Raw genomic sequence first — 23535 nt, forward strand, 5'->3', positions numbered from 1 at the left:
AATGCATGAACTTTCAGCGTATGACTGACCTAGATTTGGCGGGTAAACGTGTTCTGATCCGTGAAGATCTTAACGTACCAGTTAAAAATGGCGTGATTACAAGCGATGCACGTTTACGTGCGGCGTTGCCAACAATTAAAGCAGCTGTAGAAAAAGGTGCTGCTGTAATGGTGTATTCACACTTAGGTCGTCCTGTTGAAGGTGAGCCTAAAGCAGAACAGTCTCTAGCACCTGTAGCCGCTTATTTAACAGAAGCTTTGGGTCAAGACGTTCAACTGATCACTGACTATTTGGACGGTGTTGACGTTGCGCCAGGTCAAGTGGTTTTACTTGAAAACTGCCGTTTCAATGTAGGTGAAAAGAAAAACAATCCTGAATTATCTGCTAAATATGCAGCACTTTGTGATGTCTACGTTATGGATGCATTTGGTACGGCTCACCGTGCAGAAGCATCGACTGAAGGCGTAGCACGTTGTGCAAAAGTGGCTGCTGCAGGTCCTTTACTTGCTGCTGAGCTTGATGCGCTAGGTCGTGCACTTAAAACTCCTGCAAAACCAATGGTTGCGATTGTTGCAGGCTCAAAAGTTTCTACTAAATTAGATGTATTAACTTCACTATCTGACATCTGTGATCAATTGATCGTGGGTGGTGGTATTGCCAATACATTCTTAGCTGCTGCGGGCTTTAATGTTGGTAAATCACTTTGTGAAAATGACCTGATCGACACAGCAAAAGCCATTGCTGCAAAAGTATCTGTACCACTTCCAACAGATGTTGTTGTTGCTGATGCTGCTGAAATTGATTTTGCTGACTTCCTTGGTTCATTAGCTGCTGCTAAAGCTGTCGTGAAAAAAGTTGAAGATGTAACAGACAACGATATGATTTTGGATGTAGGTCCTGAAACTGCAAAAGCATTTGCTGAGATTTTGAAAACTTCAAAAACTATTCTATGGAATGGTCCAGTAGGTGTGTTTGAAGTTGATCAATTCGGCGAAGGTACTAAAGCATTGTCTTTAGCGATTGCTGAATCTGAAGGCTTCTCGATCGCGGGTGGTGGTGACACGCTTGCTGCAATTGATAAATATGAAGTTGCAGACAAAATTGGTTACATCTCGACTGGTGGTGGTGCCTTCCTTGAATTCGTCGAAGGTAAAACACTTCCTGCTGTAGCAGCGCTTATCGAACGTGCTTAATGAAGCATTATCAATAAGATAATACAGTATTAAAAAAGGTTGGCTTCGGTCAGCCTTTTTTTATGGTCTATTCATTTTGCCGTCATCAAAGTGCAATATTTCTGCAATAAAATTCATCGCAACACCTAATTCGCAGTAGTAGGAAACAACGATGAACTTAAAACTTGCACTTGCTGTACTTTTAATCGCACCATTAACTTTGACAGCTTGTGCTAAAAAAGAGTCTGCACCAACGGAATCAGAAGCATCTGCTGTTGCCGTAGATAATGCTCAAACAACGCCAGAACAACAAAAAGCCATTGATGAACTTGATAAGCCAGTATTGGATGAAAAGAACCAAGATGTACCTGCTGAAATTGCAAATGCACCTGCAGACGAAGCAACAGCTGACGCTGAAACAGCCGCTTCAGCAGCAGCAGCTCACTAGGATTGTTGTCTTTATTTAAAAAGTCCCTGCAAATGCAGGGATTTTTTTTTAAATAGTGTTATTTGTTGCTGAATTGAAATGATTGAGCATGTAGAATATGCGGCATTACCTGGGAGGATATTATGGCTCTTATTTCATTGCGCCAGCTCTTGGATCACGCCGGCGAACATGCTTACGGCGTACCAGCATTCAACGTAAACAACTTAGAACAAATGCGTGCAATTATGCTTGCAGCAGATGCAACAAATTCACCTGTAATCGTACAAGCATCTGCGGGTGCACGTAAGTATGCAGGCGCTCCGTTCTTGCGTCATTTGATTTTGGCAGCAATCGAAGAATGGCCACATATTCCTGTGGTTATGCACCAAGACCATGGTACTAGCCCTGACGTATGTCAACGTTCTATTCAACTTGGCTTCTCATCAGTGATGATGGACGGTTCTTTAGGTGAAGACGGTAAAACACCAACTTCATACGAATACAACGTAGATGTGACTCGTCGTACTGTTCAAATGGCACATGCGTGTGGCGTTTCAGTAGAAGGCGAAATCGGTTGTTTAGGTAGCCTTGAAACTGGTATGGCTGGTGAAGAAGATGGTGTAGGCGCTGAAGGCGTACTTGACCATTCTCAGCTTTTAACTTCAGTTGAAGAAGCGCGTTCATTTGTAGCAGATACCAATGTTGACGCACTTGCAATTGCAGTGGGTACTTCACACGGTGCGTACAAATTTACTCGTCCACCTACAGGTGACATCTTAGCGATTGACCGTATTAAAGAAATTCACGCTGCGTTACCAAATACGCATCTTGTAATGCACGGTTCAAGCTCTGTGCCACAAGAATGGTTGGCTGTAATTAACGAATTCGGTGGTAACATCGGCGAAACTTACGGTGTTCCAGTAGAGCAACTTGTAGACGCAATCAAACACGGTGTTCGTAAAATTAACATCGATACTGACTTACGTCTTGCTTCTACAGGTGCTATGCGCCGTATGATGGCTGAAAAACCAGCTGAATTTGACCCACGTAAATTCTTCTCTGCAACTGTAGATGCAATGAAACAAATTTGTATCGATCGTTATGAAGCATTTGGTACAGCGGGTAATGCTGACAAGATTCGTCCAATTTCTTTAGAGAAAATGGTGAGTCACTATAAATAATTTGTCTTGAGATAGATTATTTTTGAAGAAAAGCCCACAATTAAGTGGGCTTTTCTTTGATTTGAACTTAGAAAAATTGCTTTAAATACAACTCAAGAATAAGAGCGTGTCATGGAATTGATCTTTGCTGCCGCGATTTGCAGTGTTCTCGTTTCAGTAATTCTAAAACTCTGTCGTGATCGGGGTTTTAACCCTGCACAAATGATCACATGGAATTATGCATCTGCGAGTATTTTATGTTTTCTATGGTTTAAACCGGATCTAGCTCATATTTCGATTAATAAAACGCCGTGGGTTTTAATTGCGGCTTTGGGTGTATTACTGCCGACGATTTTTTATTGCTTAGCACGCTCACTGCAAACGGCGGGTATTTTAAAAACCGAATTAGCTCAGCGCTTATCTGTTGTACTATCTCTTAGCGCAGCATATTTTATTTTCAGTGAATATTTTAATGCCATTAAGCTCATTGGTATTGCACTTGGTGTACTAGCGGTGTTGCTGATTTTATTTTCACAGCGTAAGGGAAGCATTGATGGAAAGCAGGGGATTTTATTTTTATTAAGCGTTTGGGCAGGCTATTCACTGATTGATGTGCTATTAAAATTTGCCTCAGGTTTGGGCATGCAGTTTGCGGTGACTTTAAATCTGGTGTTTATTTGTTCATTTCTACTTTCGAGTATTTATAACATCGTACAACACGGCAGTCTGGGGCAGACCAAAAATATCCTCGCTGGATTGGGTTTAGGTCTCTTAAACTTTGCTAATATCGCACTGTATGTGAAAGCCCACATGTTGCTTAAAGACACACCTGCAATCGTGTTTGCTGGAATGAATATTTTGGTCGTGGTTTTAGGTGTGGTTGCGGGCCTCATCATCTTTAAAGAAAAATTGAGAGTCGCAACCGTATTTGGTTTGATTGCAGGGATCATGAGTGTGGTTTGCTTAGCATATGCCATGTCTGTCTAAGATAATTTTTAGCAAAAACGATCGGGTGTTGTAGCAAATCATCCCACTCAGCCACGCCCATGAGCAGTCCTTGATCTCGACAGGTTGGACACTCAGGGCAGTGATGGTCGGTATATTGATAAGTATGCAGATACATTTGATGGCAATGACCGCATTCAAACTTCATCGGCATTTGTAGTAAATATGACATGTCCCACCTCTGCTTGATTTGTTGTTCTGATTCAAATTATTCAGCAAAGTTCAGACCAATTTATAAATATTATATTTTCACATTGTTGCTAAATATGTCGTTATTAAAAAAGCCCTCGATTTGAGGGCTTTTAGTTTTAGATGCTTAGTTAACGTGTGAGTTGTTGAAAACGTTGTAAGGTGTTTTCAAAATAACATTTACCCACTGCAACGGGGTGTTTTAGGAAATCTTGAGTTTCAATCGTGCCTTGTAACTGACCCGGTTGTTTACAGTTTGGGCAGTTTGGATAGCTATGGAGCATATCGCCCGCATATTTTTGTAAATAAACCGTATTGCACGCTTCGCAATGAAATTTCATGGGTAATTTTATAGCTGTAGGCATAGGGAGAGACCTGAGTATATTTTGAGCAGAATATACTCGATAATTGTTTAAATAATAAGTCCCGAAATGACAAAAAAGAGGCAAAATTGCCCCTTTCGTCGGTTTTATGGAAAGCTTAAAGATGTGTAAAAATTTCTTCAGCATTCAGACGTGATTTAGGTAATTTCGCATTGAAATCATTTTCACTGCGATAGCCTAAAGTCATCAGTACAGAAGGAATCAAGTTTTGTTCAACTAAGCCCAATTCTTCAGAGATGATCGCTTCGTCAAATCCACCAATCGGAGTTGCATCCACACCTTCAATGCCTGCTGCCAAAAGCATTTGACCTAAAGCAATAAATGTTTGGTTTTCAGCCCAACGTTGAATATCACCTTTTACATTACGATAATAATCGACATAACCTGTACGGCTGTCTTTTTGACCTTGTTTGGCTTTGTCATCTTTAAAGCGACCACTACGATCATCCTGATTTAAAAGATTATCTAAATGCTCTGCAGTGATGTCTGCTTTAGTACAGAATAAAATCGTATGTGATGAATCTAAAACTTTTGGGGCATTGTAGGCATATTTTCCTACTAAGGCTTTAGCAATGCGTTGTTTGGCTGCATCATGATCTGCAATAAAAAAATGCCAAGGCTGAATATTAATAGAAGATGGTGCTAAACGGAGTATTTGTAATAAACGCTCAAATTGTTCCTGCGGAATTTTTTTAGCAGGATCATAAGCTTTCGTGGTATAGCGTTGTTTTGATACGTTTAACAGATCCATCGAATATCTCCAGATATAGTTTGCTGTAGTTTAGCGGATAAACGGCCAAATGGTCTAAGGAGAAAATTTTCCAAGGATAGATCTTAGTCGTATATGCTGTACTCAATGGCTAAAAATTAATAGATTTAAGCTGTATGAAGTGCGAATTAGAGTTATATAAAATCATAAGATAGATAAATGCTATTGGTAGTTTTTGCCAAAAGGCGTTTAATTAATTGTAGTTAATCATAGTTTAAGCATGAGACAGCAGCGATGGATTACACCAATCATTTCAAGAAAAAATTAAAAACCGAACAGCAGATTGGTTTATGGGTCGGATTAGCCGATGCTTATGGGACTGAAATAGCTGCAAATGCAGGTTATGACTGGTTGCTAATTGATGGCGAGCATGCGCCAAGTGATTTGCGGACGACATTGTCGCAATTGCAAAGTATTGCTGCATATCCTTCGCAAGCCGTGGTTCGACCTCCAATTGGTAGTGTGCAACTGATTAAACAATTGTTGGATATCGGTGCGCAAACCTTGCTGATTCCTATGGTTGAAACTGTTGAACAAGCTCAACTTATGGTTAAGGCCGTACGTTATCCACCTGAAGGTATTCGTGGAGTAGGTGCAGCATTAGCACGTGCAACACGTTGGAACAGTATTCCAGACTACTATGCAACTGCACATGAAAATATCTGTTTACTGATTCAGATTGAGTCGGTTGAGGGGATTAAAAACTTAGATGAAATACTGAAAATTGATGGCATCGATGGGGTATTTATTGGTGCGGTGGATTTGTCGGCGACGATGGGTTATCAGGGGAATTCGAACCATCCTGAAGTACAAAAAACCGTGATTGATGCAATTCAGCGTATACGTAAGGCGGGTAAAGCAGCAGGTATTTTGTCGACACAGCATGATGTGACTCAGAAGTATATCGAGTTAGGCACAGAATTTGTTGCCGTGGGTGTCGACACCAGTGTGCTCATGAATTCGTTACGTGAGCTTTTATCGAAGTATAAAACAGATACCCAAGTGATGAAAACAGAAGGTGGTTACTAAGCGGTACAGCCTTAAGCAATTGGTAACCGTCAGATCAGATTTGAGCTAGTACAGCCTTAGAAAAACCTCTGCATAACGAGTTGTATATTTGATATCTTTGTTCTTGAGTGAGATGAGTATAGTTCATGATGCAACTTTGACCGGTCGGAAGCAAAATGCGAACTCAACTTGCTTCTCTCTAATAATTTAATCTTTGTTGCTCTTCTTTTTTGAATTTAAGAGTAAAAAAGACATACCGGAGTATGTCTTTTGGGGGAGATATTGCAGCTTAGAAGTCGTAACGTAGACCAAGAGAAAGTGCAGTTGCATTTTCATCACCGATACCTGAGATACCGTTACCGAAGCTACGACCTTCTTTCCAAGGATTGAGTTTAGAGTTTTTGTCGTTAAGCACAGTTGCTAAGTTGCTGTATACGCGTAATGTGCTATCCAACTTATGTTCTACACCCACACCGATCAAGCTTGCATTGGCATCATCAGCATCTACGTCACGGTAGAAGTATTCACCGCGTACTGAGGTTTTAGGCGTTACTTTATATTCGCCAGCTACACCGAAAACTTGCGCATCTGGGTTGGCTGTATTGTTGTCGTGTTTGGCAATTTGGTATAACGCACCCAAGTTAAATTCTTCAGTTAACTTATATGCACCAGCAATACGCAATGCATCACGACTTGCACCACCAGCTGCGTTTGCTGCATTTTCATCATACTTTTCGTAAGCTGCTGCAAAATCAATAGGGCCTTCTTTATAAGTTAGAGCAAGATCATAGGCTTTGTTATCATCTTTGCCTTCGCCATCTGCTTCACGGTCAATTTGTGTACCTGAATGCATTGACATTGCAGCCAATACATTGAAACCACCGCCAAATTTTGGCGATTTATATTCAATGGTGTTTTCATTACGTTCATCAAATTTTAAGTTGCCTACACGTGTTACGTTACGAACGTCACCAACCATGTCACCGAAGAAGTTCACAGGGCTACGTGCGACTTTAAATGGGCTGTCAAAACGACCTACACGTGCTTGACCATAAGTTGAACTTTTTAAACCCACGAATGTGTCACGTGTTGAAAAATCTACACCTTTGCTGTCTTGGCTACCGCTTGCAAAGTTTACTTCTTGCTCAATTTGAGCGAATACGTTGAGGTCATCATTAATTTTTTGATCTACTTTGAAGCCTAAGCGTGAAGCGTTAGAAGAAAGACCAACTTCGTTGTAATCTTTACCATCATCTAGATAGTCAAGAGAGACATGTGCACGGCCATAAATTTTTACATCTGCAGCAGATGCCATCATTGGTGTAAGAATTGTTGCCCCGATTGCTAATGCACATAGATTTTTTTTCATTTGAAGCTCCAGAAGACTTTTCCAGTCATATCAATATGTTTTATCAGTAGCTTGGCTAGAAGTAATTTCGCTATCTAATGGCGCTAAGTATTCATTACAAATAAGACAGTTCTATTAAGGAAATATTTCAAAACGGTGAAAGGTGATTTTTGGTTTAAATTGTATTTTTATTTATAAAGATTGATATTTATTAAATATTTATAGTTATTTTTAAATATTAAATTTTGCAGTTAAAATGACTTGGCACAATATTCTAAACATAAAAAAATGGAGCCGAAGCTCCATTGATCATCACTTTAAACTCAATTGGACTTAAAGTGCTGCTTTGATTTTTTCGCCAATAGCTTTAATTTTTTCCATGTCGCCCATTTGTGCGGCATGTTTACCTAATTCATGCACTGAAGTCGGTATTAGGTGGAAATGTACATGCGGAACAGTTTGACCCGCAGCAGCGCCAGACAACTGCATCAATACGATACCTTTCACGTCTAAAGCTTTTTCCATTGCTTTCGCAACTTTTTGAGCAACCTGAATGGTATAAGCAGCCGCTTCAGGATCTAAATCAAGTAGCGTAATAGCAGGGGTTTTAGGAATTACGAGCGTATGACCTTCGGCCTGTGGCATGACATCCATAAAAGCGAGTACTTGATCATCTTCATAGACTTTAAACGCAGGAAGTTCTCCACGTAAAATCCGAGCAAAAATATTTTGATCATCATAAGTCATTGCTAAATTCCTTGTGCGAATTGAATCGTAATTATTTACAATTCAATTCTTTCTGACGATCTTTGATCGCGTCAAGTCGTTGTTGCTCTTTTTCTGAAAATTTAGGCTTAGTTGTGTAGCAATTGTCATTGCCAAACTTCGCTTTAGCATCAGGATCTTTAAAGCAGAAACCTTTCGATGCATAAATCACGTCATGGTCATTTTTCAACTTTTGGCATTCTTGCTCAGATGCTAAAACAGCAGTAGAAGCCCCGATTAAAGTTACAGCACCTAGCAAAGTTGCAAGGGTAAATTTGTTCATGCGAGTTTCCTCTGTCATTTGTAACAATGTGTGTTATGACACTAGAGTACAATATGATGGTTATTTATCGTTATTCAATGGCGAGTTATTACTCAATTGTAATTTTACTCCATTTTTCATACATAATCATAGCGCTTGAAAAATCACTGTTTTCTTCAGCTTGATCGCTTGCTGCTTGGATTAAATTTTGCGTCAAAGAGAGCACCGGTGCTGAAAGTTTTGCTTGTCGCACCAGATCAACAGCAATTCCCGTATCTTTTGCAAGTAATGGAAGTGCAAAGGTTAATGGGAAGCTACGATTCAGTACGCGCTGCGGTAAAACTGTTTCAGTCACATTACTTTTACCGCTCGACGCATTAATACAATCGAGTGCTTCATGTAAGTCCACGCCATGCGCTTTTAAGGTGGTGAATCCTTCAGCAACTGCACAAAGATTTACAGCCATTAACATGTTGTTTACAGCTTTGACGGCAAAACCCGCACCCGGTTCACCCACATGTTTAATCAGTTTGCCAAATGTTTGGATCGCAGGTAATGCACGTTCAAAGGCTACTTTGTCACCACCAATCATGACGGTTAATGTTCCCGTTTCAGCGCCAATGGTTTGTCCACTCACAGGGGCATCTAAGAATGCAATATTTTGCTGCTTTAAGGCAGCAGCGAGTTTTTTTGCAGATTCGGGTACACCGCTGGTACAGTCGACCCAAATCGAGCCTGATTTCAGCGTTACACTCGCAATTAAATTTTCAACATCTTGGCTGATGGGTAGGCAGGAAAAAATAATGTCCGCTTGTATTGCTTGCTCTAAAGCAACCGCTTGCGTACCAAATTCAGCAGCATGTTGTTCTGCCTTGGTAAAGTTTCGATTCCAGACATAAACCGTGTCGAACTGTTTTGGTAGGTGCGCTGCCATACGGTAACCCATTGCGCCCAATCCGATAAATGCAACTGACTGAATCATCTTTACCCTCTAAATTTTTATTTCAATAAACTGGATCTTTGTGTAAGCCACTGGGTCAAAGTTGGCCAAAATTGATTGGCACTTTTTTGACTCGACATCAGGCCGAGGTGACCACCGGGAATGAGAGTAAACGTGACATCTTGACTACTTGTCAATTCGCCTAAAGGACTTGCTGCATCTGCCGTAACAATTTGATCGCTAGAACCCGCGCCAATCAACAATGAACAGTGGATATTTTTTAATTGAATAACTTTATCTTTCAATTGAATAATGCCGTTTTTAAGCGGATTTTGTAGCCAAACATTGAAAACCATGTCTTGGTTAATGCCACCCGGATAGTCAATCATGTGATTGAGAAAATCGCCCATGGTTGCATGTTCATACAGGTCATGCAGATTATCTAAGTTAGATAAAAATTGCTTTTGGCTTTTGAACCAACCAATTGGATCGACGATTTTAAATCCAATCGCATTAAGCACGCCCGGTGTATGGATAAAATGTTTAGGAATTTTCCCAGTGTAAACAGTATCTTGTAAATTCTTACTACGTGAAAGCAAGCGATTGGTTTTTTGAAATAACTTTCCGATACGACCTGAGGCATAGCTATCAATTGGTGCGCCCATCACCATTAGATTTTTAACATGTTCAGGTTGATGTAATGCGGTATACAGCGTGACAAAGACTCCAGCCATACTCCAACCATGTAGCGAGATGTATCGACTATCTGCATGCTCACAAATTTGATCTATACAATGGGGAATCACATCATCAATAAACGATAGAAAATTTAAGAATCGATCTTGATAGTTCAACTTTCCCCATTCCAACAAATAGACATCAAAGCCACTGTGTTGAAAATGTTTCACCAATGAGCGATATGGATACAAATCATAAATTGCCATATTGATGGCCAGTGGTGCAACAAACACTAAGGGTTCTTTGTATTTACGATCAGGCGAAGCGTAATACCGAACTTTTGCATGTTTATATTCAGTAATTACTTCATAGGGTGTTGATTGAGAAAGGACCAGCGATTTTGCATTAAACACACGTGTAGACAGGTGTTTAATTTTCTTTTGCTGCGCTAGAAATTTCTGTTTGAAAGGGTGCATAACTGTCAATTGCCTAAGTCCTTGTAGGATTGGTCGAAGTCTAAGCGATAATTTCGTATTTTACCTTGACCTTAAATAGCTTAGACGCTCAAAATATTGGCAATTCTTCACAAAGGCAGTTCTTCGCGACTGAGTAATACAGATGAGCCAACAAGACGACATCGAATACCAATTAGAGACTTTAGCGATTCGTACAGGTCATACTCGTACTTTTGAGGGTGAACATAGCGAGCCAATTTTCCTGACTTCATCATTTGTTTGTGAAAGTGCAGCAGATGCCGCAGCAAAATTTTCAGGTCAAATTGAAGGCAATACCTATTCACGTTATACCAATCCAACTGTACAAACTTTCGAAAAACGTTTAGCTGTTTTGGATGGTGCTGAAGCCGCGGTTGCGACAAGTTCAGGTATGGCGGGCGTACACGCAATTACTTTGGCATATTTGAAAGCTGGCGATCATGTGGTTTGTTCACGTGCTGTCTTTGGTTCGATCATTTCTCTGTTTGAAAAATATGTCATCAAATTTGGCGTTGATGTTACTTTTGTTGATTTGGAAGATTTAGATGCTTGGAAACAAGCGATTCGTCCAACTACACGCCTATTGTTTATTGAAACACCGTCAAACCCATTAGCTCAAGTAGGTGATTTACAAGCCATTGCCGATATTGCACATGCGCATGGCGCATTATTTGCAGTCGATAATACCTTCTGTACACCAGTGTTACAGCAACCGATTAAATTTGGTGCGGACCTCGTGATCTATTCATCAACAAAATATATTGATGGTCAAGGTCGTGCGCTAGGTGGTGCAGTTGTTGGTAGTGCAAAATTGATGGAAGAGATTACAGGTGTTATTCGTACACTGGGTAACTCGATGAGCCCATTCAATGCATGGATCTTCCTGAAAGGCCTAGAAACTTTAAGCTTACGTATGAAAGCCCACTGTGCCAGTGCTCAGACTTTAGCTGAATGGTTGGATGCACACCCGAAAGTTGAAAAAGTGTACTATGCGGGACTTCCAAATCACGAAGGTCATGAGTTGGCGAAAAAGCAACAAAAAGGCTTTGGCGGAGTTGTATCGTTTGTTGCCAAAGGCGAACGTGAAGGCGCTTGGACAGTGATTGATAATACTAAGTTCCTTTCTATTACAAGTAATTTGGGTGATGTAAAATCAACAATTACTCATCCTGCAACGACTTCTCATGGCAGAATGTCAGCAGAAGCGAAAAAAGCAGCAGGGATTAGCGAAGGTTTAATTCGCGTATCTGTTGGTTTAGAAGATATTAATGATATTATTCGCGATCTTTCACGCGGTTTAGATCTTATCTAAAGTGAATTCATCAGTTTTGTTCGGAGATTTTTATGAACATTAATATGCTCATGCAGCAAGCTCAACGCATGCAAAAAGAAGTTGAGAGCAACATTAAAAAAGCCAAGGAAGAGCTTGCACAAGTTGAAGTTCACGCTGAAGCAGGTGGTGGTCTGGTTAAAGTTACTATGACTGCACGTCATGTAGTGAAACGTATCGAAATTAATCCTGAACTACTTCAAGATGATGCAGATATGATTGAAGACTTAATTGCAGCGGCAATGAATGATGCTTCACGTCAAGCTGAAGTGATTTCAGAAGAAAAACTGAAATCTGCAAACTCTGGTATGGGGCTTCCACCAGGTCTTTCAGGTTTATTCTAAGGAATACGTTGAATGTTTAGTGATCGTTTTGATCAACTTGTACAGGCATTGCGTATTTTGCCAAGCGTTGGGCCAAAGTCGGCTCAACGTATGGCACTGCACTTAATCATGAAAAATAGGGAGGGTGCTGTTGGTCTGGCACATGCCTTGACTGAAGCAACCAACTATATTCATGAATGTTCCATTTGCCATTCATTGACTGAAGATGAGGTATGCAACATATGCGTCTCGTCAGAGCGTGATGATCAACTGCTTTGTGTGGTTGAATCTCCTGCAGATGTCATGGCAATCGAGCAAAGTGGCAGTTTTAGAGGGAAATATCATGTATTGGGTGGGCATTTGTCGCCACTCGATGGTATTGGCCCCGACGAAATTGGTATCCCATATTTAATTCAACGACTAAGTGATGGTAAAGTGCAGGAAGTGATCTTGGCGACCAATGCAACGGTTGAAGGTCAAGCGACAGCACATTATTTGGTTGAAGCGACCAAACATTTACCAATACAAATGACCCGTATTGCACAGGGTGTACCACAGGGTGGTGAGCTTGAATATGTGGATAGTCATACCTTAAGTCAGGCCGTGCATAACCGAATGCGAATGAAGTAACTATAGAGCGAAACTCGTTTCGCTTTGTATAAAATTCACCTAATTATTTATACTTAATAACGATTAAAGTTTTTGTTTACAATGAATAAAAAAGCCAAATAAAGAAAATAAGTCACTAAAATAACGTTTTTCCTTATAGATAAATAATATATATCAGTTAATATAAGCTCATAGAGCATCTAAAATTAGACTCAGCAACTTATGTATCAATTCATTCAAAATCAGCCAGATTTAAATTCTGTTTTAAATCTTATGGACCAAAGCTCGATTTACGGACTCGACACCGAGTTTATAAAAGTAGATACCCTGTGGCCCAAACTTGGACTTTTCCAAATTAATGTACAAAATCAGGTGTATTTACTTGATGGTACAACCCTCGATTTAAGCCAATTCTGGCAAAAATTATTTGCGGCTCAGCAAAACATTTTTCATGCTTGTAGTGAAGATATCGACCTGATTTATCACTATGCACAGCATAAGTCTTTAGAAAATGTCTTTGATACACAAGTTGGGATGTCATTTTTAGGGCATGGCTTACAAGTCAGCTATCAAAATGCCTTAAAAACTATGCTCGATGTAGATATAGATAAAGATCAGACACGTTCAGATTGGTTGGCTCGTCCACTCAGTGCCGAGCAATTGAACTATGCAGCGAATGATGTACATTATTTAATGAATTTAAGCCATACGATTCAAAATGAGTTGGCTGCGAAAAGTTTATTAAATTGTGTACTTGAGGACTGCAAAAATTTGACACATGAAATTGGCACTGAAACGCCGATCCATATGCTGTATCACGATATTGGTAATTATCGACATTCACGTCGTCAGCTCATGCAAATTCAGCAATTGGCCGTTTGGCGTGAGCAAATGGTGAAAGCCTTAAATCAGCCACGTAGCTTTATTCTTAAAAACTCAACCATCATTGATATGGTAGAAAAAAATCCAAAAAATAATTTTCAATTGAGTGCAGTGAAAGACATTCGTCCGAACATTGTGCGTGAGCATGGTAAAATTATTTTAGATTTGTTGAAGTTTTTACCTGAGCAAGCTGAATGGCCGCTGCGTATGGCACGTCCAATTCGTCATTCGTCTCAGGATATTGGTTCGCGCGTCGATACCGTTATTCAGCGTGCAGTACAAGAAACCTCTGTGCCTAAAGAAGTTTTAATGCGCAAAAAATGGTTAAATGCCTTGTATCAGCATGTGGTATTTCATAATGATGAACAGGATTTACCGAGCTATTTGTTGGGCTGGCGCTATGATTTGCTGACGAAGCCTTTAATTGAAGTGCTGCATGCCGATGAAAGTTATCTTTCTGGTCAAATGAAAGTGTTGGAATAAGTTCTGATTGATTAAAGAACTATCACTTATACAAATTCACGACTGATGCGTTAATAAACACTAATGTATCAGTCTTTTTTTTGATGTATCCTTTGCCTTGCGTTTAATGAGTATTGATTCAATTATGTACTGTTCTATCTACAAATCGAGCAAAAAAGATGAAATGTATCTTTATATTGCTCGTCCTGAAGTTAATGAAAACGAAACTGAAGTGACAGATCCACTTGCAGTAATGCCTGATGCTTTACGTACAGCATTTGGTCGTGCCACATTTGTCATGGATCTAGAACTCAGTGAATCACGCAAACTTGCACGTGTGAACGTATTACACGTCATAGATTCTATTGAAACAAAAGGATTCTTTATTCAGATGCCTCCAGAAGGTTTAATTGACCCAAATGCAGTTGAGCCAGAAGGCTTGCGCGGCGCTTAAGTTAATTCAGGAGTTGTGAAAATGAATGGTGTAGTATCGGTATTGGACTCAATTCCTGAAAGCAGTATTGCAATTACGGTTTACTTAGGTGGGGCTGTAATTGCTTTGTTGTGTTGGTATGGTCTGATGAAGCGCTTACCCAAAACGATCGGTGCCATTGGTTGGCTTATCGTATTTGCTATTTTATTAACACCAACCGTTTCTGAAGGTTCAAATGCAGCAATCGCACCTGCGATTTTTGGTTTGATTTTTGGTGTATTAACAAAAGATCAGCCATTGGTTTGGTTGAATCTATCGCTGATTCTCTTTGTGGTGGGTATTGGTTTAGTCCTCGGCTATTTTTGGACAAAATACAATGCAGCGAAACCACAGCACGTTGTAAACAAGAAAATTTCACCGCTTTAAATAAAAAAATAAGGTTATGTCATGTCTGTTGAAACTCAACAATTTACTGGTACAGATCAATATATTGCGACCGATAGCATAAAACTTGCAGTAAAAGCTGCACGTTCATTGCAAAAGCCACTTTTGGTTAAAGGTGAGCCGGGGACAGGTAAAACACTTTTAGCCGAACAAGTGGCTGAAAGTTTAGGCCTTAAGCTCATTACTTGGCATATCAAATCAACGACCAAGGCTCAACAAGGTTTGTACGAGTATGACGCCGTATCCCGTCTGCGTGATAGTCAGTTGGGCGATGACCGTGTTTATGACATCAAAAACTATATTAAGCCGGGTAAACTTTGGGAAGCATTCACCAGTGAAGAACGTTGTGTACTTCTAATTGATGAAATTGATAAAGCAGATATCGAATTCCCTAATGATTTGCTGCATGAACTCGATAAAATGTCCTTCTTTGTGTATGAGACGGGTGAAACGATTACGGCTACACAACGTCCAATCGTGATCATTACTTCAAATAATGAAAAAGAACTTCCAGATGCCTTCTTGCGTCGTTGCTTCTTTCATTATATTGAATTCCCTGACGAAGTAACCATGCGTGAAATCATCGATGTACATTTTGAAAATATTTCAAATACCTTGGTCTCTGAAGCACTACAAATCTTCTTTAAATTACGTCAAATTCCGGGTTTAAAGAAACCGCCTTCAACCTCTGAGTTGATTGATTGGTTGAGTTTGCTGATGGCGGATGATATGCCAGAAGATATTTTACGCAACACAGATAAATCAAAATCAATTCCACCGCTTTATGGTGCCTTGATTAAGAACGAACAAGATGTGCAATTGCTTGAGCGTCTAGCATTTATGTCACGTCGTTAATTGATATTAATTCTTTAAAAGATTTAAAAGCCGGTTATCCGGCTTTTATTTTGAGCACTAAAAAATATAAAGGTGAATTATGCAGACAAGCGCATACTTATCTCAAGTACACATAGCTGTAACTAAGAGATTAAAGCCGACCGTACTCTTGTTGGCTGCGAGCTTGTATTTATCTGGGTATAGCTATGCGATGGATGATGCTCAGTTTGAACAGCAGCATCAACAGCTACTCCAGGATGCGTATTGGGCGCGAGTTGCAGAACATCAACTTAAAGAAAAACTCATCGATCAATCAGATCATCCCGAAACTCACACAGCCATTCAACAAAAGACCTGTGCTGCAACTGTACTCGAGCTGAAATACTATGATTTTGTGATCTTGAATCTAAGTGACTTTAACCGCTATAAAAACAATCAAGGTTTTCATAAAATCGTAACCATTGAAAAGTTACAGCAAGATCGTCTCGATGTTCAGCACAAATATGAAACTCTTAAACAATCGCTTAATAATAGAAATGCGACTTGCGAATAAATCATGCTGTATGTGTTTCTTTGGGTAGTAGGGCAACGTATATGAACACGCAGTAAAAGCTTTTGGCTTTACTTGTAGGGATCAATTTTTCATAATGGTGGATGTAAGGCAAGACTCAGTTGCAGATGAAATAACAAGATCACATGCATTCACACTGGATTTGACCTCCTGATATTTAATTTTTATTGGATTTTATTCGCCTATGTTTGTGCGATTGTTTTATACCCTTCGAAAATACGGTGTTCCTGTTTCAACTCGTGAATTGATTGACTTGAACCAAGCAGTGGCAGCAGGGCTAGTCTTTGCGGATCAGAATGAATTTTATCAGCTTGCAAAAACCGTCATGGTCAAAGATGAACGTTACTTTGATAAGTTTGACCGTGCAATGAAGGACTATTTTGACGGTATATCGACCTTTGATTTAGACGAGCTATTAAATCAGGTGCATAAACTGCCAAAGGATTGGTTTGATCTAGAGCTCATCGAAAAGCATCTAACACCAGAACAACGAGAAGAATTAAAAAAAGCTGGTTCCTTAGAAGAACTGATGAAAATGCTTGAAGAGCGTTTGCGCGAGCAGCATAAAAAGCATCAAGGTGGTAATCGGATGATCGGTACGGGCGGTACCTCGCCCTTTGGTGCCTATGGTGACCATCCTGAAGGTGTGCGTATTGGTGGGCCTGGTCGTAAACGATCTGCGGTGAAAGTTTGGGAACAACGTCAATACCGAAACCTAGATGATGAGCAGATTCTCGGTAGTCGTCAGATGCAGATGGCATTGCGTCGTTTGCGTAAATTTGCTCGCCAAGGTGCAGCAGAAGAGCTAGATATCGACGGAACCATTCGTGAAACGGCCAAACAAGGAATTTTGGATGTACAGTTGGTTCCTGAACGACGTAACCGCATTAAAGTATTGATGTTGTTTGATGTTGGGGGCTCGATGGATTCACATATTGCCCAATGTGAGAAGCTCTTTACCGCTGCAAAAACGGAATTTAAAACTTTAGAGTATTTCTATTTTCATAACTGTTTATATGATTATGTATGGAAAGACAATATTCGCCGTTCAAGCACGCGTATGAATACATGGGATCTATTCAACACCTATGGTCGAGATTACCGTGTCATCGTTGTCGGTGATGCGAGTATGGCACCATATGAGTTGAACTCGGCAGGTGGATCTGTGGAATATATGAATGATGAAGCGGGTCAGGTGTGGTTACAGCGCTTACGCAATCATTTTGATAAAACAGCGTGGCTAAACCCTGAAGAAGAAAGTTATTGGCATTACACCCAAACCATAGCTGCGATTAAACAAATCTTTGAAGATCATATGTTCCCGATGACCCTAAAAGGTGTGGAAGATATGACGAAATATTTAGCGCGCTAAAGCGTTAAAAACGCTACTTTTTCTTATCAATGATGTTTATATTACTTACTCCAATTTTGCATTGTTTCTTATTTTCAAAATTGGATAGTATTTAAAAGTCTTTGTTTTGCATACAACATGAAGGAAATATGATGGATCATCAAATTAATGGTATCGCATTACCTAATGAAGAAGGTTTCTTCGGTGAATACGGTGGGCAGTTCATTCCACCAGATTTAAAACAGGCAATGGATGACATTAATGTTGCTTATGAGCAAATTCGTCATACAGAAGAATTTCAAAATGAATTGAAAGAGTTGTTTGCACACTATGTTGGACGTCCTAGTCCATTGTTTTATGCAAAGCGCTTGTCTGACAAATTAGGTGGCGCACAAATCTACCTAAAGCGTGAAGACCTCAACCATACCGGTGCGCATAAAATTAACCACTGCCTTGGCGAAGCTTTGTTAGCAAAATACATGGGTAAAACCAAAGTGATTGCTGAAACCGGCGCAGGTCAGCATGGTGTAGCATTGGCAACGGCTTGTGCCTTAGTGGGCATTCCATGTGAAATTCACATGGGGCAAGTGGATATTGAAAAAGAACATCCAAACGTGGTGAAAATGAAGATTTTAGGTGCCAACCTGATCTCTGTTACACGTGGTACAGCTACGCTCAAAGATGCAGTAGATAGCGCTTTTGAAGAATATTTAAAAGATCCAACCAATTTTATTTATGCGATTGGTTCAGTGGTTGGTCCACATCCATTCCCGAAAATGGTCCGTGACTTCCAGTCAATTATCGGTGATGAAATTAAAGTTCAGACCAATGATCGATTTGGTGCAAATCCTGACTATGTGGTTGCATGTGTGGGTGGTGGATCCAATGCCGTTGGTGCATTTACAGCATTCCTCAATGATACAGATGTAAAACTTGTGGGTGTGGAGCCTGCAGGCCATGGTTTAGATACCAATATGCATTCTGCGACGTTGACATTGGGTAAGCCAAGTCAAATTCATGGCATGGCATGTTATGTCCTTGAAGATGAGCAGGGTGAACCATTGCCAGTGCATTCAATTGCATCAGGTTTGGACTATCCAGGGGTGGGGCCACAACATAGTTTGTTAAAAGACCTAGGTCGTGTTGAATATACAACAGCGACAGACCAAGAATGTTTAGATGCCTTTATGACGCTTTCACGTGTGGAAGGTATTGTTCCTGCACTAGAAAGTTCACATGCGGTTGCTTGGGCAATTCGTGAAGCACCAAAACTTGCCAAAGATGTGAAGATTGTCGTTAACGTTTCAGGACGTGGCGATAAAGACTCAGACTATGTGGCTGAAAAATTAGGTTTAAATTAATTACTGCCATTAAAAAAGACTAAGTTGCTCATCATCTGTTGATGGTGCAAAAATCTTTTGCAGTTGCATAGCCCGATCTATATTCGAAGTATCCCAGTTTTTAACTGGGATATTTTTTTTGACATAATTTTTATATAAAGTGTGGTTAACGCTTGATGTAATTGGAATTAACTCAGGATGTAGTACATAAATAATTGCCTTTGCATCTAAAATTTCAGTGACAGCAGAAGCAATCTCTAAATTGATCGTACGTCGGTGGTTTTGCAACAGCTCATCGTCTTTCATCGAAACCATCAAGCGTTCTAATTCCAAAATGATGGCATCCAGTTGGTCTAATTTATCTAAAGCGGGCTTCAACATAAGAAAAGAAATTGATAAAAGTAATTAATATGTAATGTGTATGTCATTACGTATTATGAATTATATAAAATTATTGATATTTAGAATTCCCCCTTAAAGTTTGTTAAGGGGGATTTTTGAGTTTAGCCAGAAATATATTGCTGTAGCTGTTCAATGAGTTTGCGTTGATCATCCATTGCTGCTTTTACAAGGTCACCGATGGAGATTAAGCCTGTTAATTTCTGTTCTTCAACGACAGGTAAATGACGTAAATGGCGATCTGTCATGAGTTCTAAACATTCTTCGACAGTCGCTGCACTTGTTACAGTGATGACACTACCCGTCATAATTTCACTGACGGAGGTATCGAAAGAGGTTCTTTCCATGAGTGCGATTTTACGTGTGTAATCACGCTCAGACAAAATCCCAACGACTGTGCCTTCATGGGTCACGACGAGGGCACCAATGCCTTTTTGTGCCATCAGGGAAATGGCTTCGAGTACAGTCGCATCTGGGGTGATGGTGTAAATTTCTTGATAAGCTTTGTCTTTAAGTACTTGGGCAACTGTAGTCATATTTTCATTCCTTTATAGTAGTTTTTGTTTAATTTAAATTAACGCGAAATTTGAAAAAAGCAAATACTTTTCAGTGCATGCTGAGGTCAAGCATGCACTGAGGGTTTTATGCCATTTGAATCTTATCTTGGTTAAAAAAGAATAAACGCATTTGCGAGGTTGTGAGCTTGAGACGGATATGGCTAGAGCTATGCAACGCAGGGATGACTTTAAGGCGTGTTAATGTCGGTAATAGCGATGCCTCAAAATCTTCTGGTGTAATGCGTCGTGGAGTGTAGTTGGGCCAATGCTTTTTGGCATATTTATGCGCTTGAATGCCATTTAGCCAAAACGGGAAGATAATATGATCTTGATCGCTGGTCATTGCCCAACCTTGTTGGTGGTAGAGACCCCAAAGGACTCCACAGTACATCATGGTTTTTAAAATACTAATTTTGAAAAATAAATCTTTTGGAATAGGTTTATATTGCTTTAATTTAGACATCATATGCAGCGTGTTGTTGATGTTGCTCCTATTGTAGGAAATTCTTATGAAAAAGCTGTGTAAGCTTTGAACTTGATTGTAAGAATTTATGTAGTTAAAAGTTGAAGGGTGTAAAAAACGCCACCTTAGTGACGTTTTGTTATGCTTGCAAAGTGGCCATGTTCTGCCAATATTGCGCTTTGAGTGAGTCACGTTCTACGCGGAAGCCTTGATAATAAAGTTCAGCCAAAAATAACGCTGCTTTACCATGTCCAGCACGAGCTGCATCTTCCAATTCGTGAACTGCATCGCTGAAGTTCATTTGAGACTGAATTGTGTTCACCGCATTTGCGTATACATGTTCGAGTTCATGTTGAGAGAATTGTTGAATCATATTTAACTCCTTATTCTAATTATGATCATTAAGGGCCCATTCTTTAGCCCTATTAACTAATATAACTAAGTATTGTTAAACTAATATTACAATTATCTTGAATTGTCAACTATTCACGTAAATATTTCTAATTTTCTATAGTTTACATGATTAAACAATGAACAATTGTTTTCATGAGTAAAATACTAACATAAGAAGTTGTAGATAATAAGGAGAAGTAAAATGACAAAAGTTTTAGACGGTTTAACTTTAGATTATCCTCCGACATTAGCGCAAATTGTGGAATTGGCACATCTACATCGTCGCAATCTTGATGACGCAATTTTTCATCAGGAGATTCATTTAGGGGATTTTGGTTTAGCACAGCGCAAACGTGTATATGATTTCACACGGGATTTAGATAAGGGACAGCGCTTAGAATTTTACAATGCATACAATGGTGAATTACTCAAAATCGCCGATGATGATGATTTACATCCTGCGCATGCAGAGGGTGGAATGAGTATTTTTGCAGTATTTATCGTTTTGGCGATTATTGCATTGATTCTTTATTTTGCGGTGATACGTACCATTATTCAGTAAATTGTTTAGCTAACTCACAGACTGAAACAGTGGACTGATGCAGTTTTAAGCGCTGTGACTTGAACTTCTTGAACGTCAGCCATACACTACTTTGAACCTGAGGTAGTGTATGACTATTGATTTAGAAAAAATTATTCAATTCAAATCTAAAATACAGCTAGAGCAAATTTATAATATCTTTGTTTCAGTCATGATCGTGGTGATTTTGGTATTGGCTGTGATTGCCTTATATCGTCCTATTTCTGTACAGCAATACCAAAACGTATCACGACTTGCGTTTCAGCAAAGTTATCCTGAAACTCAGGAAATGGCGATGTTGCTGAGACAGCAAGATCGCATCCGTGTGGGTGCTTATCTTAAATTGATGCATGCTTATCAGATGGAGTCTGTACGGGCACATCAACTTCCGGCTTTGGCAGAGGAACAGCCTTAGTCGCAGGGATTATCTTGGTTGGAGCTGCTTGTACATTCTCCTCCAATATCTGCTGTACTTCATTTTTATCTAAGGTTTTACTGACCACAATCACCGTCATATTTTCAGGGTGCATGTAGGTACGAACCGCATTTTGTACATCAGCTACAGTTATTTTTTCCAATAATTTAGGGTACTGGGTCAAATAATCTGGGTCTTGTTGATAAAAGCCCAATAGACCAAGCTGTGCATTGATTGTTGCATTACTGCTGTAATTATTCGGAAAAGCACGCAGCATACCGGCTTTGGTTTCTTCCATTTGTTTTTGATCAATAGGCATTTTGACAAAATCATTAAAGGCTTTATGCGCAACACGAATACTATCTATCAGCTGATCTTGACGTGTTCCATAGCTAAAACTAAAGATACCGGGCGCTTGGCTAAAGCTAAATGCACTATAGGCACCATAAGTATAGCCACGTTTGACACGAAGCTCTTGCATGAGGACCGAGTTAAAACCACCACCGCCAAACATTCGATTGGCTACTTCTAAGGCTAATCGATCTTTGTTATCACGGGTCGTCCCTAAATGTCCAAATATGACGTTGGCTTGGGTGGAATTGTAGGAAAGATGGATAATATCAAACCCTTGTTTTTCTTCTGGTTGTGCAAGTGCCTTGGCTTTTTCGCCTTGCTTTAAGTTTCCAGAAATACGTTCTGCTAGGTTCTGAGCTTCTTTTTTGCTGAGTTTGCCTGTAATGGCAATATTCAAGTTTTGAGCAACTAAAAATTGATCACGAAACTTTTTTAAAATGTCTGGGGTGATTTTTTTGATACTGCCATTGGTTCCCGTAATCGGTTCTGCATAAGGGTGTGTGCCGTATACAGCCCGATAGAATCGAATATTCATTAAGCGACTTGGGCTTTCTTGGAGTTGCTTCTGACCAGCTTGGTTATTACTGAGAGCTAAGTTTAGACTAGAGGTTTTAAAAGTCGCATTTTTAATCACGTCCATCATCATGCTTAAAGCAGGTTCTAATTTTTTAGGGTCTGACAATACGCGTAGCCGAACGACAAACATATCTCGATGTGCTTGCACGCTAAATTGAGCACCTGTTTGGTCAAAAACCGAGGCAATTTGCGTTGCATTGTATTTTTCTGTGCCTTCATCGATTAAACGTGCAGCCATGTTGGCAACACCATACAAGCCTTTTCCGACTTCTTCATCACGAGCAGAACCTGCATTAAAGGTCAGTTGAATATCCACCATAGGTAGATCTTGTGATTCAACAAACAGGCTATTCACACCATTTCGGTTTTTCAGCACTTGAACAAGTGGAGCACGGTAGTCTTTATCAATCTGTAAATTCTTTAAACTTTGCAGCATGGGGATAGATTGTAATTGGCTCGGATTATCGTTGAGGTCAGGAACATTTTCCGTATATGTTTCTGCATGGAGGATTGAGCCAAACGCAGTGAGTAAGCTTAGGGATAAAATTTTCGTAATAGTCATCACTAATCCTTACAAGACGCTTTCTGTGTTTTGGGTTGAGCTGATTTGTTGCTCTGG

Annotated in this window: 29 protein-coding genes; 17 read left to right on the plus strand and 12 right to left on the minus strand. The window is 39.8% G+C overall.

Going from position 1 to position 23535, the window contains the following annotated elements:
- Nucleotides 1-5: 5 nt before the first annotated feature.
- From FTU36_RS00995 to FTU36_RS01010, 4 genes are all read left to right on the plus strand, one after another.
- Nucleotides 6-1193 carry a phosphoglycerate kinase gene (locus tag FTU36_RS00995; protein WP_180004638.1) on the plus strand — a complete coding sequence of 396 codons (1188 nt, stop codon included), beginning with the start codon at nucleotides 6-8 and terminating at the stop codon, nucleotides 1191-1193.
- A gap of 151 nt (nucleotides 1194-1344) precedes the next feature.
- Nucleotides 1345-1620, plus strand: coding sequence for a hypothetical protein (locus tag FTU36_RS01000; protein ID WP_078193510.1), 276 nt, complete (start codon nucleotides 1345-1347; stop codon nucleotides 1618-1620).
- Nucleotides 1621-1742: 122 nt separating this feature from the next.
- The gene (fba, locus tag FTU36_RS01005; RefSeq protein WP_078188695.1) at nucleotides 1743-2780 is read left to right on the plus strand and encodes a class II fructose-bisphosphate aldolase; all 1038 of its coding nucleotides are present in this window, start codon (nucleotides 1743-1745) and stop codon (nucleotides 2778-2780) included.
- A 111-nt stretch (nucleotides 2781-2891) separates the two neighbouring features.
- On the plus strand, nucleotides 2892-3746 hold the full coding sequence (locus FTU36_RS01010) for an EamA family transporter (RefSeq protein WP_180116638.1): 855 nt from the start codon (nucleotides 2892-2894) through the stop codon (nucleotides 3744-3746).
- Nucleotides 3747-4084: 338 nt separating this feature from the next.
- Here the strand turns inward: FTU36_RS01010 and FTU36_RS01015 are convergent, their stop codons facing one another.
- Both FTU36_RS01015 and nfsB read right to left on the minus strand, forming a co-directional pair.
- The gene (locus tag FTU36_RS01015) at nucleotides 4085-4318 is read right to left on the minus strand and encodes a hypothetical protein (RefSeq protein WP_078188692.1); all 234 of its coding nucleotides are present in this window, start codon (nucleotides 4316-4318) and stop codon (nucleotides 4085-4087) included.
- A gap of 115 nt (nucleotides 4319-4433) precedes the next feature.
- Nucleotides 4434-5087 carry an oxygen-insensitive NAD(P)H nitroreductase gene (gene nfsB, locus FTU36_RS01020; RefSeq protein ID WP_168379674.1) on the minus strand — a complete coding sequence of 218 codons (654 nt, stop codon included), beginning with the start codon at nucleotides 5085-5087 and terminating at the stop codon, nucleotides 4434-4436.
- A 252-nt stretch (nucleotides 5088-5339) separates the two neighbouring features.
- On the opposite strand from nfsB, the gene hpaI reads away from it, so the two are divergent.
- A complete protein-coding gene (gene hpaI, locus FTU36_RS01025; RefSeq protein ID WP_168379673.1) occupies nucleotides 5340-6134 on the plus strand; it encodes a 4-hydroxy-2-oxoheptanedioate aldolase in 795 nt (264 codons plus the stop codon).
- A 268-nt stretch (nucleotides 6135-6402) separates the two neighbouring features.
- On the opposite strand, the gene FTU36_RS01030 is transcribed toward hpaI, so the two are convergent.
- The 5 genes from FTU36_RS01030 to FTU36_RS01050 form a co-directional block, all read right to left on the minus strand.
- A complete protein-coding gene (locus FTU36_RS01030) occupies nucleotides 6403-7482 on the minus strand; it encodes a porin (protein WP_180063089.1) in 1080 nt (359 codons plus the stop codon).
- 312 nt (nucleotides 7483-7794) lie between these two features.
- Nucleotides 7795-8208: an HIT family protein gene (locus tag FTU36_RS01035; protein WP_078188511.1), complete on the minus strand. Its 414-nt coding sequence runs from the start codon at nucleotides 8206-8208 to the stop codon at nucleotides 7795-7797.
- A gap of 31 nt (nucleotides 8209-8239) precedes the next feature.
- Entirely contained in the window at nucleotides 8240-8509 is a 270-nt protein-coding gene (locus FTU36_RS01040) for a YARHG domain-containing protein (protein ID WP_078188510.1), read from the minus strand.
- Nucleotides 8510-8597: 88 nt separating this feature from the next.
- A complete protein-coding gene (locus FTU36_RS01045; protein ID WP_180060194.1) occupies nucleotides 8598-9470 on the minus strand; it encodes an NAD(P)-dependent oxidoreductase in 873 nt (290 codons plus the stop codon).
- Between the two features lie 17 nt (nucleotides 9471-9487).
- Nucleotides 9488-10582: an alpha/beta fold hydrolase gene (locus FTU36_RS01050; protein ID WP_180116639.1), complete on the minus strand. Its 1095-nt coding sequence runs from the start codon at nucleotides 10580-10582 to the stop codon at nucleotides 9488-9490.
- A 142-nt stretch (nucleotides 10583-10724) separates the two neighbouring features.
- Between FTU36_RS01050 and FTU36_RS01055 the strand changes: the two genes are divergently transcribed.
- The 10 genes from FTU36_RS01055 (at nucleotide 10725) to trpB (ending at nucleotide 19200) form a co-directional block, all read left to right on the plus strand.
- Complete coding sequence (locus FTU36_RS01055) at nucleotides 10725-11912, plus strand: O-succinylhomoserine sulfhydrylase (protein ID WP_168379669.1); 1188 nt, start codon at nucleotides 10725-10727, stop codon at nucleotides 11910-11912.
- Nucleotides 11913-11944: 32 nt separating this feature from the next.
- Nucleotides 11945-12274: a YbaB/EbfC family nucleoid-associated protein gene (locus FTU36_RS01060; protein WP_078188506.1), complete on the plus strand. Its 330-nt coding sequence runs from the start codon at nucleotides 11945-11947 to the stop codon at nucleotides 12272-12274.
- A 12-nt stretch (nucleotides 12275-12286) separates the two neighbouring features.
- Entirely contained in the window at nucleotides 12287-12883 is a 597-nt protein-coding gene (gene recR / locus FTU36_RS01065) for a recombination mediator RecR (RefSeq protein ID WP_078188505.1), read from the plus strand.
- Between the two features lie 201 nt (nucleotides 12884-13084).
- Complete coding sequence (locus tag FTU36_RS01070) at nucleotides 13085-14227, plus strand: HRDC domain-containing protein (RefSeq protein WP_180116640.1); 1143 nt, start codon at nucleotides 13085-13087, stop codon at nucleotides 14225-14227.
- Nucleotides 14228-14351: 124 nt separating this feature from the next.
- Nucleotides 14352-14660 carry a YcgL domain-containing protein gene (locus FTU36_RS01075; RefSeq protein WP_078194000.1) on the plus strand — a complete coding sequence of 103 codons (309 nt, stop codon included), beginning with the start codon at nucleotides 14352-14354 and terminating at the stop codon, nucleotides 14658-14660.
- Between the two features lie 21 nt (nucleotides 14661-14681).
- A complete protein-coding gene (locus FTU36_RS01080; protein WP_078193907.1) occupies nucleotides 14682-15065 on the plus strand; it encodes a hypothetical protein in 384 nt (127 codons plus the stop codon).
- A 21-nt stretch (nucleotides 15066-15086) separates the two neighbouring features.
- The gene (locus tag FTU36_RS01085; protein WP_180116641.1) at nucleotides 15087-15938 is read left to right on the plus strand and encodes a MoxR family ATPase; all 852 of its coding nucleotides are present in this window, start codon (nucleotides 15087-15089) and stop codon (nucleotides 15936-15938) included.
- A gap of 79 nt (nucleotides 15939-16017) precedes the next feature.
- Nucleotides 16018-16470: a hypothetical protein gene (locus FTU36_RS01090; RefSeq protein ID WP_180116642.1), complete on the plus strand. Its 453-nt coding sequence runs from the start codon at nucleotides 16018-16020 to the stop codon at nucleotides 16468-16470.
- Nucleotides 16471-16672: 202 nt separating this feature from the next.
- Entirely contained in the window at nucleotides 16673-17860 is a 1188-nt protein-coding gene (locus FTU36_RS01095) for a VWA domain-containing protein (RefSeq protein ID WP_180116643.1), read from the plus strand.
- Between the two features lie 131 nt (nucleotides 17861-17991).
- Nucleotides 17992-19200 (plus strand): tryptophan synthase subunit beta, encoded by a 1209-nt coding sequence (trpB, locus tag FTU36_RS01100; protein WP_180116644.1) that lies wholly within the window; start codon nucleotides 17992-17994, stop codon nucleotides 19198-19200.
- 9 nt (nucleotides 19201-19209) lie between these two features.
- Here trpB and FTU36_RS01105 read toward each other — a convergent pair whose 3' ends face one another.
- The 4 genes from FTU36_RS01105 to FTU36_RS01120 form a co-directional block, all read right to left on the minus strand.
- Nucleotides 19210-19560 (minus strand): hypothetical protein, encoded by a 351-nt coding sequence (locus FTU36_RS01105; RefSeq protein ID WP_180116645.1) that lies wholly within the window; start codon nucleotides 19558-19560, stop codon nucleotides 19210-19212.
- Between the two features lie 122 nt (nucleotides 19561-19682).
- The gene (locus FTU36_RS01110; protein ID WP_078193901.1) at nucleotides 19683-20114 is read right to left on the minus strand and encodes a CBS domain-containing protein; all 432 of its coding nucleotides are present in this window, start codon (nucleotides 20112-20114) and stop codon (nucleotides 19683-19685) included.
- Between the two features lie 106 nt (nucleotides 20115-20220).
- A complete protein-coding gene (locus tag FTU36_RS01115) occupies nucleotides 20221-20598 on the minus strand; it encodes a DUF2750 domain-containing protein (protein ID WP_078188495.1) in 378 nt (125 codons plus the stop codon).
- A gap of 139 nt (nucleotides 20599-20737) precedes the next feature.
- Nucleotides 20738-20971, minus strand: a complete 234-nt coding sequence (locus FTU36_RS01120) for a hypothetical protein (RefSeq protein WP_078188494.1) — start codon at nucleotides 20969-20971, stop codon at nucleotides 20738-20740.
- A 222-nt stretch (nucleotides 20972-21193) separates the two neighbouring features.
- Here FTU36_RS01120 and FTU36_RS01125 point away from each other — a divergent pair, with 222 nt between their 5' ends.
- Both FTU36_RS01125 and FTU36_RS01130 read left to right on the plus strand, forming a co-directional pair.
- Nucleotides 21194-21553, plus strand: a complete 360-nt coding sequence (locus tag FTU36_RS01125; protein WP_180011241.1) for a hypothetical protein — start codon at nucleotides 21194-21196, stop codon at nucleotides 21551-21553.
- A 109-nt stretch (nucleotides 21554-21662) separates the two neighbouring features.
- A complete protein-coding gene (locus FTU36_RS01130; protein ID WP_180011239.1) occupies nucleotides 21663-21986 on the plus strand; it encodes a hypothetical protein in 324 nt (107 codons plus the stop codon).
- Here the strand turns inward: FTU36_RS01130 and FTU36_RS01135 are convergent.
- Nucleotides 21910-23478 (minus strand): pitrilysin family protein, encoded by a 1569-nt coding sequence (locus FTU36_RS01135; protein WP_180116646.1) that lies wholly within the window; start codon nucleotides 23476-23478, stop codon nucleotides 21910-21912. The genes FTU36_RS01130 and FTU36_RS01135 overlap by 77 nt on opposite strands.
- Nucleotides 23479-23535 lie beyond the last annotated feature (57 nt).

The sequence above is a fragment of the Acinetobacter sp. YH12096 genome, assembly GCF_013419215.1.
Classification (GTDB): Bacteria; Pseudomonadota; Gammaproteobacteria; order Pseudomonadales; family Moraxellaceae; genus Acinetobacter; species Acinetobacter amyesii.

Bases quoted from the DNA above. Each gene is read 5' to 3' on its own strand.
- FTU36_RS01040 (WP_078188510.1), bottom strand. From the start codon at position 8,509: ATGAACAAATTTACCCTTGCAACTTTGCTAGGTGCTGTAACTTTAATC.
- FTU36_RS01135 (WP_180116646.1), bottom strand. From the start codon at position 23,478: ATGACTATTACGAAAATTTTATCCCTAAGCTTACTCACTGCGTTTGGC.
- recR (WP_078188505.1), top strand. From the start codon at position 12,287: ATGTTTAGTGATCGTTTTGATCAACTTGTACAGGCATTGCGTATTTTG.
- FTU36_RS01130 (WP_180011239.1), top strand. From the start codon at position 21,663: ATGACTATTGATTTAGAAAAAATTATTCAATTCAAATCTAAAATACAG.
- FTU36_RS01050 (WP_180116639.1), bottom strand. From the start codon at position 10,582: ATGCACCCTTTCAAACAGAAATTTCTAGCGCAGCAAAAGAAAATTAAA.
- FTU36_RS01010 (WP_180116638.1), top strand. From the start codon at position 2,892: ATGGAATTGATCTTTGCTGCCGCGATTTGCAGTGTTCTCGTTTCAGTA.
- FTU36_RS01125 (WP_180011241.1), top strand. From the start codon at position 21,194: ATGACAAAAGTTTTAGACGGTTTAACTTTAGATTATCCTCCGACATTA.
- FTU36_RS01090 (WP_180116642.1), top strand. From the start codon at position 16,018: ATGCAGACAAGCGCATACTTATCTCAAGTACACATAGCTGTAACTAAG.
- FTU36_RS01075 (WP_078194000.1), top strand. From the start codon at position 14,352: ATGTACTGTTCTATCTACAAATCGAGCAAAAAAGATGAAATGTATCTT.
- FTU36_RS01095 (WP_180116643.1), top strand. From the start codon at position 16,673: ATGTTTGTGCGATTGTTTTATACCCTTCGAAAATACGGTGTTCCTGTT.
- FTU36_RS01055 (WP_168379669.1), top strand. From the start codon at position 10,725: ATGAGCCAACAAGACGACATCGAATACCAATTAGAGACTTTAGCGATT.
- FTU36_RS01120 (WP_078188494.1), bottom strand. From the start codon at position 20,971: ATGATTCAACAATTCTCTCAACATGAACTCGAACATGTATACGCAAAT.
- FTU36_RS01000 (WP_078193510.1), top strand. From the start codon at position 1,345: ATGAACTTAAAACTTGCACTTGCTGTACTTTTAATCGCACCATTAACT.
- FTU36_RS01035 (WP_078188511.1), bottom strand. From the start codon at position 8,208: ATGACTTATGATGATCAAAATATTTTTGCTCGGATTTTACGTGGAGAA.
- FTU36_RS01080 (WP_078193907.1), top strand. From the start codon at position 14,682: ATGAATGGTGTAGTATCGGTATTGGACTCAATTCCTGAAAGCAGTATT.
- nfsB (WP_168379674.1), bottom strand. From the start codon at position 5,087: ATGGATCTGTTAAACGTATCAAAACAACGCTATACCACGAAAGCTTAT.
- hpaI (WP_168379673.1), top strand. From the start codon at position 5,340: ATGGATTACACCAATCATTTCAAGAAAAAATTAAAAACCGAACAGCAG.
- FTU36_RS01030 (WP_180063089.1), bottom strand. From the start codon at position 7,482: ATGAAAAAAAATCTATGTGCATTAGCAATCGGGGCAACAATTCTTACA.
- FTU36_RS01085 (WP_180116641.1), top strand. From the start codon at position 15,087: ATGTCTGTTGAAACTCAACAATTTACTGGTACAGATCAATATATTGCG.
- FTU36_RS01105 (WP_180116645.1), bottom strand. From the start codon at position 19,560: ATGTTGAAGCCCGCTTTAGATAAATTAGACCAACTGGATGCCATCATT.
- FTU36_RS01060 (WP_078188506.1), top strand. From the start codon at position 11,945: ATGAACATTAATATGCTCATGCAGCAAGCTCAACGCATGCAAAAAGAA.
- trpB (WP_180116644.1), top strand. From the start codon at position 17,992: ATGGATCATCAAATTAATGGTATCGCATTACCTAATGAAGAAGGTTTC.
- FTU36_RS01070 (WP_180116640.1), top strand. From the start codon at position 13,085: ATGTATCAATTCATTCAAAATCAGCCAGATTTAAATTCTGTTTTAAAT.
- fba (WP_078188695.1), top strand. From the start codon at position 1,743: ATGGCTCTTATTTCATTGCGCCAGCTCTTGGATCACGCCGGCGAACAT.
- FTU36_RS01110 (WP_078193901.1), bottom strand. From the start codon at position 20,114: ATGACTACAGTTGCCCAAGTACTTAAAGACAAAGCTTATCAAGAAATT.
- FTU36_RS00995 (WP_180004638.1), top strand. From the start codon at position 6: ATGAACTTTCAGCGTATGACTGACCTAGATTTGGCGGGTAAACGTGTT.
- FTU36_RS01045 (WP_180060194.1), bottom strand. From the start codon at position 9,470: ATGATTCAGTCAGTTGCATTTATCGGATTGGGCGCAATGGGTTACCGT.
- FTU36_RS01015 (WP_078188692.1), bottom strand. From the start codon at position 4,318: ATGCCTACAGCTATAAAATTACCCATGAAATTTCATTGCGAAGCGTGC.
- FTU36_RS01115 (WP_078188495.1), bottom strand. From the start codon at position 20,598: ATGTCTAAATTAAAGCAATATAAACCTATTCCAAAAGATTTATTTTTC.